Raw genomic sequence first — 14,162 nt, 5'->3', positions numbered from 1 at the left:
TGCAATATCAGACGAACTCTAGAAAAAGTGTTCTGGTGTGCTACTCGAAACGAGAGAGGATGGAGAAACGTCCGGCATCCGCTCGTCAGCCTTAAAACGTCAGTGCGACCACCAGCGCGACCGCAAGCGCCGCGAACGCGAGCGCGACGGTCATACCGACGCTCGTCTTCAGTCCCGACTTCCCGGGGGTTCGCTCGAGTCGATCCCGATACCGAGCCTCGAGCGAGCGAGGCAATACAGCGGCGATCATCGCGTCCGGATTTCGAACCGCAGTTACAGTCTCCCACCCGGCTCGAGCGACCCAGCTATCGGTCCGGGCGAACGCCCGCTCGAGGGCGCCCGTAAGCGCTCGCGTCCCCCAGAAGACGAACGGATCCCGGACGACGTCGACGTCGCGACCCCCGGCGACGCGGCCGAACAGCGGCTTCACGGCGACGAACGCGACGAGGCTACCGCCCGCGAGCACGACGGCCTTGTAGAGGTGGGCGTTCGAGTAGGGATCCGTGCTCCAGGCGTCGGTCGCCGGCAGGATCGCGAACAGTGCCGGGTAGTAGAGCCCGAGGAGGAGACAGGCACCGGCGATCGGCAGAGCGACGGCCGCGTCGCCGACCGACAGATCTCGGACGGCGGCGCGCTCGCCCTCGAGGAAGGCGTAGTAGCCGAACTTCATGAAGGAGACGAACGTGCCGACCGCTCCGGCGAGCAACAGGGCCTCGAGGAGGGTCGCGTCGGCTTCGGCGGCCGCGTCGAGGATCATCCCTTTCGTGACGAAGCCGTTGAAGCCGGGGACGCCGGTGATCGAGAGCGCGGCCACGAGGAAGGAAAGAAAGAGCAGGGGCGTCGCCCGCCCGAGCGCACCGAAGCCGTCGAGTTCGTTCTTGCCGGTGCGGACGACGACGAAACCGGCGATCATGAACAGCAGGCCCTTGTAGAGGACGTTGTTGAACAGGTGGCCGAACCCGCCCGCGACCCCGAGTGCCGAGCCCAGCCCGATGCCGGCGAGCATGTAGCCGACCTGGGCCTGGATGTGGTAGGCCAGCAGCTTGCGCATATCCTTCTGGGCGAGGGCGTAGGCCGCGCCGTAGACGGTCATCGCGGCGCCGACGGTCGCGAGCGCGAGGTTGCCGTCGGGAAACGCTCGGTAGGCCGCGTACACCGCGACCTTCGTCGTGTACGCCGAGAGGATCACGGAGGTCCCGACGTGGGGGGCCGCGTAGGTGCGGGGGAGCCAGACGTGGACGCCGATGAGCGCCGCGTTGACCCCGACCGCGAGGCCGACCGCGATCGCGGGCAGCCCCGCGCTAACCCCGCTCCCGTCGTACTGCAGCGCCGTCGGCGAGGGACCGACGGCCACCCAGTGTAAGGCGACGCCGACCAGCAGCAGGCCGCCGCCGACGGCGTGGACCAGCGCGTAGCGGTAGCCCGCCCGAACCGCCTCGCCGCCGCAGTACCAGACGAGCAGGGTGCTGGCGACGGCCATCAGCTCCCAGCCGAGGGCGAGCCCCAGCCAGTCGCCGACGAAGACGGTCCACAGCGAGGCCCCGACGTACGCGAGCGCGAGCAGCAGGTGGCGGTCGTCGGTCCCGACGAGGTAGGTGTAGCCGACCGCCAGCGCGCCGAAGGCCGAGAGCGCCAGCCCGACGAGCCGCGAGGCGTCGTCGACGTGGACGAGCACCACCTCGAGTCCGAGGAACGTCGTCGTCGGCCCCGTCCCGTCGGGAACGAACAGCGTCCAGACCGCGACGATCCCGAGGGTGGCCGCCGCGAGACCGTGGCCGAGCCGTCGCGAAGGGAACGGGACGAACGCGATCCCGACGAGGACGACCAGCAGCGGCGGGATCGCGAGCAACCAGTCGGGACCGGTGCCGATCACGGCTCGGTCACCCCCGCGTTCTCCGCGACCAGGCGCGCGACCTCGAGCACGAACAGCCAGTCTGCAGCGACCCCGATGGCGAGGACGAGCGCGCTCACCGCGAGGATCGGGCCGAGCAGGAGCCACGTCGTCTCCGCGCCGGTCCACGGCCGTCGTTCCCATCCCGATGAAGCGGTCCGGTCACCGCCGTCGAGTCGGGCCGCGACCGGAGTCCGTGACTTCGTCCGGGCGTCCCCGCCGTCGGCTCGAGCGCCTCCCAATGGCCCCTCGAGGACCGGTTTCGGGTCGGCGTCCTCACCCTCGAAGAAGGCAGTGTAGACGATCGGCCAAAAGTACGCGACGTTGAGCCCGCCCGAGACGACGAACAGCGCGAGGACGAGCGGCTGGCCGGCCTCGGCGCTGCCCAGCAGGAGGTGCCACTTGCTGACGAAGCCGGCAAACAGCGGAATACTCGCCAGGCTGAACGCCCCGACGGCGAAGGCGGCCATCGTCAGTGGCATCCGCCTGCCGATGCCGGCCATCTCGCTGATCTTCTTCGTGTCACACTCGACGGCGAGCGCGCCGGCACAGAAAAAGAGCGTGAGCTTTCCGACGGCGTGGGCCGGCAGGTGGACCAGCCCACCGACGACCGCCGACGGGGTCAACAGGGCGACTCCGAGGACGATGAACGAAAGCTGTGCGATCGTCGAGTATGCGAGCCGTCGCTTCAGATCGTCCTGACGCAGCGCGAGCAGGCTCCCCAGAAGAATCGTCGCGGCCGCCACGCCGGCCAGCGGGGCCGCGAGTCCGAGTGCCTCGGTCGTCACCGGGCCGTAGACCTCGAGGACGACCCGGGCGAGTGCGAACGCGCCGGACTTGACGACGGCGACGGCGTGGAGCAGTCCCGAGACCGGGGTCGGCGCAACCATGGCGCTCGGCAACCAGGCGTGCAGCGGCATGACCGCGGCCTTGACGCCGAAGCCGGCCGCGAGCAAGCCGAAAGCGATCCGGGCGAGCCACGTGTCTTCGCTCGCTGCGCTCGCGAGCGCGTCGATCCCACCCGGCGCGAAGGTAACCGAACCGGCCAAATAAAAGACCAGCAGCGTCCCCCCGACCGCGAGCGTGCCGCCGCCGAGGACGTACGCGAGGTACTTGTAGCCGACCTGCCGGGCGCGTTCGGTGCCGTCGTGGGCGACTAGCGGATAGGTGCCGACGGTCATCAGCTCGTAGAACAGGACGAGCACGAGCAGGTTCGCGGCGAACGCGACGCCCATCGCCGCGGCGATGCTCAGTGCCAGTGCGGCGAAAAAGCGGGTCTGGTGGTCCTTCTCGAGTCCGCGGAGATAGCCCGCGCTGTAGACGGCAGTGACGACCCAGAGCCCGCTCGCGACGGTCCCAAACATCAGTCCCAGCGGATCGGCCCGGAACGCGAACTCGATGTCGGTGGCGAACGTGCCCAGGTGGGTAACGTAGGTTCGACCCTCGAGTACGCCCGGGAGCATGCTCGCGACGACGGCGAAGGTGGCGAGCGAACCAACGAGGCTCACCGCCTCGCGGAGGTTCGGCCGGCGGTCGGCGAGGGCGACGGCGAAGACGACCAGCGCAGGGAGGACCACGGCCGCGAGCGGTCGGAGCGTGGCGATCTCGGCGGCGTCGCTCACGCTCGATCGCGCCCCCGTCGTTTCGGTGCGTGTTTCGTGTGCATCGGTTTACGCGGCGAGTCGCTCGATGGCCCCCTCGAGGAGGTGCTCGATCCACGCCGAACTCACCCCCATTGCGAGCGAGATTGCGGTGGCTGCGACGACGACGGCCACCATCCCGAGGGTAGTCGTCGTATCGGGGCGTCTGGTTCCCTCGAACGGATAGAAGTACAGCCGATCGATGAAGGGGACGACGTACGCCAGCGTCAACAGCGTGCTGACGACGATCAGCGCCGCGACGAACCACATCCCGTGCTGGACCGCCCCCAGCGCGATGTACCACTTGCCGACGAAGCCGACCGTCGGCGGGAGCCCGATCATCGCGATCCCCAGTAGCGCAAACGTCGCACCCAGCAGCGGCGCTTCCGAGGCGAGCCCGGCGTACTCCTCGAGCGAGCGAGCGTCGAAGCGAAGCGCGAATATCCCCGCGAGGATACAGAGCGCGCCCTTGATGACCCCGTGGCCGAACAGCTGCAGGACCGAGCCGAAGATCGCCGCCTCGTTGGCGATCGCGAAGCCCGCGACGACGAGTCCGGCCTGAGAGACCGTCGAGTAGGCGAGGACGTCCTTGATATTGCGGTGGACTGCGGCCAGCAGGTTGCCGATCAGCATCGTCGCCAGCGCGATCGCCAGGATTCCGTCGACGAGGATCGGGTTGGCCGCGAGGAAGTCGGTCGTGTAGACGGTAAAGAGAATCCGCGAGAAGGCATAGACGGCCGCAGCGGGGATCACCCCCGAGATCAGCGCGCTCAGCGCGTCGGGCGCGACGCCGTGGGCGTCCACGAGCCAGGTGTGAAAGGGAAAGAGCCCGACGCTGATTCCGAGGCCGACCCCCATCAGGAGAAACGACGAGACGACCAGCGGCTCCGCGTAGCCGATCTCGGGGAGTCGGTCGGCGATCAGTGCCATATTGCTCGTCCCCGTCGCGGCGACCGCGACGACGACGCCCGCGAGGTAGATGCCGGCCCCGACCGTTCCCAGGGTGAAGTACCGAAACGCGACGTAGCTGCCCCACCCCGTCCCCGTCGCGCCGACGAGGACGACCGTCGCCAGACTGAGCAGGAGCAAGTAGCCGTACAGCGCGAAGAGATCACCCGTGAGGGTAATCCCGATCACGCCGGCGACGATCGCGAGGTAGCCGGCATAGAACCAGTTCCCGCGGGGCCCGGCCGTCCGGGTGTACGCGAGCGCACCGAGGGCCACCAGCGAGTCCAGCAGAACGATCACACCGGAGAAGCCGTCGGCCTGGAACTCCGTGGCGTAGCCCAGGCGTGCGACCGAAAGCTGGTACTCGATCGGGTCACCGGTGACGAGGACGACGATGAGAGCCATCGACAGCAGAAACGTCAGCGACAGCGATGCGGCGGCGATCGACCAGCCGACCTCGTCGATCCGACCGTCCGCGAGCGCAGAGAGTACAGCGGCTCCGAGCGGAACGACGATCACGGCGGCGACGAGCCACTGGAGTTCGATCATTGCGATGTCGGTTCCCGGTCGATCCTTCCTCGAGGTGTGAGATTTCGACGATAGGGGGTCGGACGACCGAGACGGGAATCGAGTACCGATAGGGAGTTCGCCGGTTTCAAACTGCGGGATTCAGTCGCCAGCGTGACCGTGATCTGTATCCTTATGGTGGTACGTTCCGTGCTCTCGCGTATTATGCGAGCTGTCCGACTCTCGGAACACGGCGGTCCGGACGTACTGCAAGTCGAAGAGATCGATCGGCCCGAGCCAGCGGCGGACGAGCTGCTGCTCGAGGTCGCTGCCGCCGGCGTCAACCCCGTCGACACCTACTTCCGGGACGGCTCGTACCCGCCGGTCGACGTCCCGTTCACGCCGGGCGTCGACTTCGCCGGAACCGTCGCCGAGACGGGCTCAGCGGTCGACGGCTTCGACGAGGGCGACCGCGTCTACGGCACCGGAATCGGCAACGGCTCGTTCCAGGGAGCGTACGCCGAGTACGCGACGGTGCCGACCGATCGAGTCGTCCACCTCCCCGACGGCGTCGACGCGACCGAGGCAGGGGCGGCGGGCGTCGTCGGCGTCACCGCCTGGCGCGCACTGATCGATCACGCCGGTCTCGAGCCCGCTGAACACTGCCTCGTCCACGGTGGCTCCGGCGGCGTCGGCCACGTCGCCGTCCAGATCGGCGACGCCGTGAGCGCTCGCGTCGTGACGACCGCCGCCGAGCAGTACCACGATACCCTCGAGGAGCGCGGTGCCGATACCGTCCTCGACTACGGCCGCGACGACCTCGACGAGGCCGTCCTCGAGGCGAGCGACGGCGGCGTGGACGCGATCCTCGACCACCGGCTGGACGACTACCTCCAGTTCGACGCCGACGTCGCGGCGCAAGGGTGCAGGGTCGTCGGCATCGGCGAGAACAGCCCCGATCCCGCGTTCACGAACGACGGCGCGGCCCGCTCGAAGGACGTCAGCTACCAGTTCATGAGCATGTTCAACACGCCGGATCTCCGTGTGCCGCTGCGCGGGGTCGCACACCTCATGGAGGCCGGTCGGCTCTCGATCGACGTCGATCGGACCTACGACCTCGAGGAGGCCGCCCAGGCCCAGCGCGACGTCATGGACGAGAGCTTCCTCGGGAAACTCGTCGTCGAGCCCTGACCGGTCGAACCGACGGACCGGGCGTCCCTGAACCTGTCTCGGCCGATCGGAGACTCGGTATGGTTCGATTTGCAACCGGTTCCGCCTAACGCTATTACCTTTGCGTGCGTACGAGTACCATGGAACCGTACCTCGACGAGAGTGACGACCCTGGCGGAACCGGCGCCCAAGCAGCGGGACAGTCGACCGCGGTCGACGACGTCGCCTATCTCACGCGGGCATCACATCGCGTCACCGTACTCACCGCGCTGGCCGAACGACCCCGGAGTCGCGCGGACCTCGGTGAGTTTACCGGCGTCTCGCCGTCGACGATTAGCCGAACGCTTCGCGAGTTCGAATCCCGACACTGGGTCCGCAAGAACGGCCACCAGTACGAGGCGACGCAAACGGGCGCGTTCGTCGCGTCCGTGATGGAGGAACTGCTCGCCCGACTCGAAACCGAACGCCAGTTTCGTGACGTCTGGCAGTGGCTACCGGTCGAAGTACGCGAACTGGGGCTCGAGACGATGAGCGACGCGGTCGTGACGGTCGCCGCCGTCGACGACCCGTATCGCCCCGTGAACCGGTTCGTGTCGATGCTGCGCGAGACCGACCGGTTTCGGTTCGTCGGCTTCGACCTGGCCCTGCTCGAGCCCTGTCAGATCGAACTCTGCCAGCGGATCGTCGACGGGATGCAAACCGAGATCATCGATCCGCCGAGCGTCGCCCGCTACATCCGCTCGACCTACCCGGAGCAGTCGGCAAAAACCCTGGCAAGCGGGAATCTCACGGTCTTGCTTCACGACGACCTGCCGAACTACGGTATCTGTCTGTTCGACGATCGCGTCGGAATCTGTGGCTACAATCCCGATAGCGGAACGGTACGGGTCCTGATCGACACCGACGTCCCAGCGGTACGCGAGTGGGCGGAATCGGTCTACGAGTCCTACCGACGAGAGGCCCAACCGCTCGCGCTCGAAGCGACGACGAACTGACGGGGCGGTCGCGAGCTACGTTCGATGCTGGCCCGGAGCGAACGGAGGGCGGAAACGACTCTCGTCCGAGGACGGACTGTTCTCTTGCAGCCAGTGACCGTGGGTCACCGACTGCAATGGACCCACCAGTTGACCGAATGCCACGAGTTACGTACATCGTCCGACCTGCCGTATCGGTTCTGGCGGGAGGGTGAACTGCTGCCGACGACCGGCGATCCGGAGTCGACGTGGACTTCCTTTCCCGAGGACGGAACCAGTTGGGTGAATACTACAATGACAGTCAAGAACGGCGTCGACGTCGAACAGCTCGGCCAGGCGGTCGAAACGATCTCACAGGAACCGGACGCCGGGCGATTCAGGTTCCACGCGAAAACCGAGTGGACCGACGCCCTGAAGTGCGCAACGACGATCGACGAGTTCGATCAGGCCGGCAACCGAATCCGAACCGAAACGTTCCGAATCGAGGGCGACGAACCGGAGGAAATTCTGGGCGAGCGGACCGGACCGAACGCGGTCGAACTGCTGCTCGCCGCGCTCGGATCGTGTCTGAGCGTCGGTTACGCCGCGAACGCCGCGGCCATGGGTATCGATCTCGAGGAGCTTCGATTCGAACTGGACGGCGACATCGACCTGCGAGGATTCCTCGGCATCTCCGAGGAGGTCCGTCCAGGCTACAGCACGATGACCTGCACGACGTACATCACGACCGACGCCTCGGACGACGAGGTTATCGAACTCAAGGAACGGGTCGAGAAGACGTCGCCGCTGATGGACATGATCGCGAACGAGGCGCCGCTCGAGACCGACGTGGTCGTCACCTGACGAGGACACGCAAATGAGCACTACAGTCAACGAACAGGAACTGGAGAACAGGGTGAAAGAAATCTATCGAGACGTCGCCGATGCGCCGGACGAGGAGTTCCACTTCGAGATGGGGCGCGGGCTGGCGGAGCGACTCGGCTACTCGCCGGGAGAACTCGACCGGATCCCGCAGGACGCCGTCGACTCCTTCGCCGGCGTCGGCTATCACATGGATCTCGCCGACCTCGCGGAGGGGGACCGCGTCCTCGATCTCGGCAGCGGCTCCGGAATGGACGTTTTCGTCGCGGCGCTTCGGGTCGGCGACAGCGGCCACGTGACCGGTCTCGACATGACCGACGAACAGCTCGCGAAGTCGCGACGGCTCCGCGACGATGCAGGAATATCGAACGTCTCCTTCGAGAAAGGGTACATCGAGGAGTTGCCGTTCGAAGATGGGACGTTCGACGTCGTACTGTCGAACGGCGTGATCAACCTCTCTGCAAAGAAGGACCGCGTCTTCGAAGAGGTGAGCCGGGTTCTCGTCCCCGACGGACGGCTGGCGATCTCCGACATCATCAGCGAGCGCCGGCTGCCGGACCGAATCAAGCGCGACGCGGACCTCTGGGCGGCGTGTATCGGCGGCGCGATGCAGATCGACGACTACACCGACGTGATCGAAATGCCCGGCTTCACGGACGTCGACGTCGAGGAAAACCCGCAGTACGAGTTCGTCTCGGAGCCGGCACAGGGTGCGTGTCAGAGCTACGGCGTGAAGAGCATCTCTCTGGGCGCTCGCAACCGCTGAAACGACTCGAGGCCTTTTATACCAGATCGGCGACAGCTTCCATCGTCGCTTCCTTGTCCTCCTCGGTCATGCCGTCGACGAAACCGATGCGGACGGCGTCGACGTCGTCGGTCGCGGCGTACTCCTCGACCCACTCTCGGACCTCGTCAGGGGTGCCCGCGGGGGCCAGTTCGTCCAGCACCTGGTCGGGGAGCCGCGCGGCCATCGCGTCGGTGTCCCTCTCCTCCCAGGCGTCTCGGATATCCGTGACGACGTCGGAATAACCCTGCTCGGCGACGGAATCACCGTAGTAGGGGCCGTAGGCACCGAGCATGAACGCGACGGTTCCGCGGGCGAGGTCCCGTGCCCGCTCGCGGTCTTCGGAGGCGATCCCGCGGACGATCGGACTCACGCGCAGCTCCGAAAGCTCCCTGTCCGCGAGTTCGGCACCGCGCTCCAAGTCCTCGAGTCGCTCCTCGAGGCCGTCTTTCGTGAACAGCTGGGGCGCCCAGCCGTCGCCGAACCGACCCGCCATCTCCGTCGCCTTGGGGCCGAGCGTCCCGAGGTCGATCGGCGGCGGATTCTCGGGACGCTCTCGTTCGTAGTTGAGCCCGGCGATGTCGAAGATTTCGCCCTCGTAGGCTGGGTTCCCCTCCTCGTAGACCGCTCGAATTACCTCGATTGCCTCGCGCGTGCGCCGCAGCGGGCGGTCGAACGACTCGCCGTGCCAGCGCTCGGTGATCGCGGGTGAACTCGGGCCGAGTCCGAGCCGGAACCGGCCGTCCGACGCGTCGTGTAACGTCAACGCGGTCTGGGCGAGCAGCGCCGGCGACCGGCCGAACGGCGAGATAACGTCGTTCGAGACGCCGAGTTCGTCCGTCCGGTCGGCGATCAGCGTCAGCGGCGGGACGATGTTCCAGCCCGTCGTCTCGCCCATCGAGATGCGGTCAAAGCCCAGTTCCTCCGCCCGGACCGCGCGGTCGGCGACGTCCTGGGGCCGCTCGTAGTCGCCGAGGCGCACCAGCAGGTCCAGTTCCGCGTTCACGCGTCGTCCCTCCGCGAAGGTCGTCGAATCATACGTGTCACCATCGACCGCGTGACTGATTGACTTAACGAATCCAAACGGTGACTCCCAGGAAGGGGGACGACTCCCTACACGGGGTGTATCCCTCGCCTACTTATTTGCCGGGTCGTGGTAGCGACGGACCCTATGGACGGGACTCGACCGAACGTGCTCCTGATTCACTGCCACGATCTCGGGCGGTATCTCGGCTGTTACGGCGTCGACATCGAGACGCCGGCGATCGATCGCCTCGCGGGGGAAGGGGCACTGTTCGAGAACCACTACGTGACGGCACCGCAGTGTACGCCGAGCCGGGGCAGTCTCATGACGGGTCGATACCCTCACGTAAACGGACTGATGGGGCTCGCACACGCGGACTGGGAACTGCACGAGGACGAGCGCATCCTCCCGCACTACCTCAGCGACGCCGGCTACGAGACGCACCTGTTCGGCCTCCAGCACATCACACAGGATACGGACAAGCTGCAGTACGACCACATCCACTCGGAAGGAAACCTGTACCCGGGCGTCTCTCCGGCAGTTCACCAGGCCAACCGGGCGCGGAACGTTTCGTCGGTCGTCGCCTCGTTTCTCGAGCGGGGGGCGTTCGACGAGCCGTTCTTCGCCTCGGTCGGCTTCTTCGAGTGCCACCGTGTCGAGGAGGAGAGCGGTCGGTTCGGCTTCGACGCCGGCCAGTACGACACCGATGACCCCGACGAGGTACGGCCGCTCACCTACCTCCCCGATCGGCGGGGGATCAGACAGGACCTGGCGGACATGCGCGGCATGGTGAGGGCCATCGACGACGGAGTCGGAACGATCCTCTCGGGGCTCGAGGACGCCGACCTCGCCGACGAGACGCTCGTGCTCTTCACGACGGAGCACGGTATCGCGTTCCCCCTCGCGAAGGGGAGCTGTTACGACGCGGGACTCGAGGCGGTACTGGCACTTCGCGGTCCTGGCATCCCCGACGGACGACGCTACGACGAGCTCGTCAGCAACGTCGACGTGCTCCCGACACTGCTCGAGTACGTCGACGTCGACGTCCCGGACCGCCTCGACGGCCGTAGCTTCCGTCCGCTGTTGACCGACGACGAGTACGAGCCCCGCGAGCAGGTGTTCGCCGAGATGACCTGGCACGACATGTACAACCCCGTCCGAGCGATCCGCACGGAGCGGTACAAGTACGTCCGGAACTTCTGGCACCTTCCGAAGGCCTACCTCACGAAGGACATCTTCGCCAGCGAAGCCGGCCGCGAAGTCCGCGAAACCTACGCCGTCCCGTACCGGCCGTACGAGGAGTTGTACGATATCCGGCACGCGCCACAGGAGGACGAGAACGTCGCCCGCGAGCCGCGGTACCGGGAAGCCCGCACCGATCTGTCCCGACGGCTGTACGAGTGGATGGACGAGACCGACGATCCGCTGCTCGACGGGCCGGTGATCCCCGGCGACTACGACGAGATTCACTCGTGGCCCCACGAGTCATCCTGAGTCGAGATCGAGAGACGCGTTAAAAGAAAGGTAATCGGCCCGCCGGCGTGCTACTGTCTAGCAGGGGTATCCGTTTCGGGAATCGCTCCCAGTTGCTCGGCGAATCCGAACGAATCGTACACGAGCCACGTTTCGGCCAGTTCGCCGTCCTCGATCCGGTCGGTCTCCATGCCGGTGATCTCGAATTTCTCGCCGGTCGGCTCGAGGTCGAGATCAGGAAGCGGTCCCTCGTGCGTTCCGCCGACGGTGAAGTGGACCATAACGAGGTCGTCTTCGACCACCATGTGTTCGATCGTGGCGGAGAGGTCCGGGAACGCCGTCCGGAACGACTCGACGTGCTCCTTGAACCCCTCGCGGTCGTAGGTCTTCTCGCGGCTGGCGGGGTCGTGTAGAACGTAGTCCTCGCTCATCGCTTCGTCGATGGCGTCCACGTTCCCCTCGGTGTACGGCTCGAACGACCCGCGTACGACGAGCTCCTTCTTCTCCTCTGGCGTTGTCATTCCTTCGAGCGACATCATCGTTCACCCGGTTCTAGAGAGACTTTGCGTGGTATTAACTAACTCGCGTAGGAGCGAGTTGACTGATAGGTACGCCGATTCGCCAAATTGCGACCTACGCCGACAGCACCTTCTCGCACAGTTCGCGGGCCGCCTCGAGGTGTGCGGCCGCTTCCTCGTGATCCGGCTCGTCGGCCTCGGAAAGCAGTCGCTGCACCTGCCCTACGCGCTCGCGGGCCGTTGCCGGATCGATGTCGTTGCGCGCGGCGTCTCGAGCGACGGCTTCGGCCTCGCCGAGCCAGCGGTTCGTCTTCGGATCGATCGGAAGCTCGGCGGTCGCCTTGAGGTGGTCGTGAAGCGCCTCGAGGCGCGTCTCGAGCGAATCGTCGGTGCGGTCGTCCAGCGAGTCGGTCATGGACGGGTGAACGGGCTCGAGCACCGTCATCGTTGTTCTCAGAGCGCGACGCAGGACGCCCTGCGGCGATCGAGAGCGGCCGTGTTCGGATACTCCCGGGAGGAATCAGTGTCCGGTGAGACCACCACGAAAGCCCCTGGACCGCTCGGGTCGGGGGGCTCGCTGCGCGCTCGCTCTGCTCGCGTGCTTGCGTCGCCCGCCGTCCCCGAGCGGCCCAGCCCCTTTCAGTCCCACCCGGGTCGGTTGCCTGGCCGGCCATCGTGGGTGGGACTGAAAGGGGCTGTCGCGGTCGATCCCTCCCGGGCGACGCAAGGACCGCAGCGAAGCGAGGACCACAGCGAGCCCCGGAGGGGCGACCGCGTCAGGGGCTTTCTTGGTGTTCGATTCTCTCAGCAAGTCGGCGTCCTCTCAACAGCGTCATCGAGAGCGGGGACAACGTTGATGCCGCCAGTGGATAATGTCCACGCATGACACACGATTGCTCGTTTCTCGAGGACCTCCCCCTCGCGGACGACCAGCGCTCGTTCGCCGACGGGCAGCGCGACAGCCACGCCGCCGACTGGGGGGCCGAGCAGCTCGGCGAGGGCGTCACTCCCGACGCCGTCGTCTGGCCCGAGAGTACGGACGACGTCTCGGCGGTCCTCGCGGCGGCGACCGAACGCGGCGTTCCGGTGACGCCGTACGCGGCCGGGACGGGCCTCGAGGGAAACGCCGTGCCCGCCCACGGGGGGATCAGCCTCGATCTCACGCGCATGGACGACGTTCGAGACTACCGGCCCGACGATTTCCAGATCGACGTCGGCCCCGGGATCATCGGCTCGGACGTCGAGGAGTACGTCGCCGCCGACGGCCTCTTCTTCCCGCCGCTGCCCTCCTCGGGCGACATCTCGACGATCGGTGGCATGATCGCGACCGACGCCAGCGGGATGAAGACGGTCCGGTACGGCGAGATCGCCGACTGGGTGCTCGGCCTCGAGGCCGTCCTCGCCGACGGCACCGTCGTGCAGACGGGCTCGCGGGCGGTCAAGACCTCGAGCGGCTACAACCTCACCGAGACGATCGTCGGCAGCGAGGGCACCCTCGCGGTCGTCACCGAGGCGACGCTCGAGCTCGCGGGCCGCCCGCAACAAATTCGCGGCGGACGGGCGATCTTCGAGACGCTCGACGACGCGACCGCGGCCGTCTCCGACGCCGTGCGGACCGACGTCGACGTGGCGCGGATCGAACTCGTCGACGGGCTGAGCGCGCGGATGGCCAATGCCTACCTGGGAACCGACCTCCCCGACGCGCCGATGGTCTTCCTCGAGTTCCACGCCAACCACGGCGTCGAAGAGGAGATCGATCTCTGTCGCACGATCTTCGAGGAACACGACGTCGCCCGCTTCGAGATGAGCGCGGACGACGCCGAGATGGACGAGCTCTGGCGGGCTCGCCGGGAGCTGGCCTACGCCGTCGCGACGTACGACGCCGACCTCGAGCCGCTCCACCCCGGCGACGTGACGGTGCCGATCAGTTCCTATCCCGAGATCGTCCGCGAGACCAGGCGCCTCGCCGACGAGCACGACCTGCTGATCCCCTGTTTCGGCCACGCGGGCGACGGCAACCTTCACTACTCCGTGCTCGTCGACCGGGACGACTCCGATCAGGTCACACGGGGTAAAGAGATCTACGCGGCCATCGTCGAGCGAGCGCTCGAGATGGGCGGCACGGCGACCGGCGAACACGGCATCGGCCAGGGCAAACGCGAGTACCTCGAGGCCGAACACGGCGCCGGCGCGGTCGAAGCGATGCGCCGGATCAAGCGCGCGCTCGATCCAACTGGGACGCTGAACCCGGGGAAAATCTTCCCCGAGGGCGGCGAACTCGAGTGATCGAAACCGTTCTGGGACGAGAGGGGCTCGGGAAGGCGATCGGAAACCTATCTTCTCGGAAAACTTATCAATGATAGATTAAAATT

12 protein-coding genes are annotated in these 14,162 nt (G+C 66.7%); 6 read left to right on the top strand and 6 right to left on the bottom strand.

Annotated features, from left to right (window positions below; translation table 11 throughout):
- Nucleotides 1-91: 91 nt before the first annotated feature.
- The 3 genes from CV102_RS09395 to CV102_RS09385 are packed head-to-tail and all read right to left on the bottom strand — an operon-like array spanning nt 92 to nt 5,028.
- A complete protein-coding gene (locus tag CV102_RS09395; protein WP_148857739.1) occupies nt 92-1,873 on the bottom strand; it encodes a proton-conducting transporter transmembrane domain-containing protein in 1,782 nt (593 codons plus the stop codon).
- Nucleotides 1,870-3,513, bottom strand: a complete 1,644-nt coding sequence (locus CV102_RS09390) for a proton-conducting transporter transmembrane domain-containing protein (RefSeq protein WP_148857737.1) — start codon at nt 3,511-3,513, stop codon at nt 1,870-1,872. The genes CV102_RS09395 and CV102_RS09390 overlap by 4 nt, the downstream gene beginning before the upstream one ends.
- A gap of 48 nt (nt 3,514-3,561) precedes the next feature.
- Entirely contained in the window at nt 3,562-5,028 is a 1,467-nt protein-coding gene (locus tag CV102_RS09385; RefSeq protein WP_148857735.1) for a proton-conducting transporter transmembrane domain-containing protein, read from the bottom strand.
- Between the two features lie 183 nt (nt 5,029-5,211).
- Here CV102_RS09385 and CV102_RS09380 point away from each other — a divergent pair, with 183 nt between their 5' ends.
- The 4 genes from CV102_RS09380 to CV102_RS09365 all read left to right on the top strand — a co-directional run bounded on the left by CV102_RS09380 (nt 5,212) and on the right by CV102_RS09365 (nt 8,757).
- On the top strand, nt 5,212-6,177 hold the full coding sequence (locus tag CV102_RS09380; protein ID WP_148857733.1) for an NADPH:quinone reductase: 966 nt from the start codon (nt 5,212-5,214) through the stop codon (nt 6,175-6,177).
- 119 nt (nt 6,178-6,296) lie between these two features.
- The gene (locus tag CV102_RS09375; protein ID WP_148857731.1) at nt 6,297-7,151 is read left to right on the top strand and encodes a helix-turn-helix transcriptional regulator; all 855 of its coding nucleotides are present in this window, start codon (nt 6,297-6,299) and stop codon (nt 7,149-7,151) included.
- Between the two features lie 273 nt (nt 7,152-7,424).
- Nucleotides 7,425-7,973 carry an OsmC family protein gene (locus tag CV102_RS09370; protein WP_148857729.1) on the top strand — a complete coding sequence of 183 codons (549 nt, stop codon included), beginning with the start codon at nt 7,425-7,427 and terminating at the stop codon, nt 7,971-7,973.
- Nucleotides 7,974-7,986: 13 nt separating this feature from the next.
- Complete coding sequence (locus CV102_RS09365; protein WP_148857727.1) at nt 7,987-8,757, top strand: methyltransferase domain-containing protein; 771 nt, start codon at nt 7,987-7,989, stop codon at nt 8,755-8,757.
- Between the two features lie 16 nt (nt 8,758-8,773).
- Here the strand turns inward: CV102_RS09365 and CV102_RS09360 are convergent, their stop codons facing one another.
- A complete protein-coding gene (locus CV102_RS09360) occupies nt 8,774-9,781 on the bottom strand; it encodes a TIGR04024 family LLM class F420-dependent oxidoreductase (RefSeq protein ID WP_148857725.1) in 1,008 nt (335 codons plus the stop codon).
- Nucleotides 9,782-9,946: 165 nt separating this feature from the next.
- Between CV102_RS09360 and CV102_RS09355 the strand changes: the two genes are divergently transcribed.
- Entirely contained in the window at nt 9,947-11,293 is a 1,347-nt protein-coding gene (locus CV102_RS09355; RefSeq protein ID WP_148857723.1) for a sulfatase family protein, read from the top strand.
- 50 nt (nt 11,294-11,343) lie between these two features.
- On the opposite strand, the gene CV102_RS09350 is transcribed toward CV102_RS09355, so the two are convergent.
- Together CV102_RS09350 and CV102_RS09345 are read right to left on the bottom strand one after the other, a co-directional pair.
- Complete coding sequence (locus tag CV102_RS09350; protein WP_187432910.1) at nt 11,344-11,793, bottom strand: ester cyclase; 450 nt, start codon at nt 11,791-11,793, stop codon at nt 11,344-11,346.
- Nucleotides 11,794-11,905: 112 nt separating this feature from the next.
- Entirely contained in the window at nt 11,906-12,205 is a 300-nt protein-coding gene (locus tag CV102_RS09345) for a hypothetical protein (protein ID WP_148857719.1), read from the bottom strand.
- A 467-nt stretch (nt 12,206-12,672) separates the two neighbouring features.
- Between CV102_RS09345 and CV102_RS09340 the strand changes: the two genes are divergently transcribed.
- Nucleotides 12,673-14,076, top strand: coding sequence for an FAD-binding oxidoreductase (locus CV102_RS09340; protein WP_148857717.1), 1,404 nt, complete (start codon nt 12,673-12,675; stop codon nt 14,074-14,076).
- Nucleotides 14,077-14,162: the final 86 nt, after the last annotated feature.

The sequence above is a fragment of the Natronococcus pandeyae genome (assembly GCF_008122205.1).
GTDB lineage: Archaea > Halobacteriota > Halobacteria > Halobacteriales > Natrialbaceae > Natronococcus > Natronococcus pandeyae.
The sequence above is the reverse complement of the archived record's forward strand: the minus strand, read 5'-3'. Positions and strand labels throughout refer to the sequence as shown.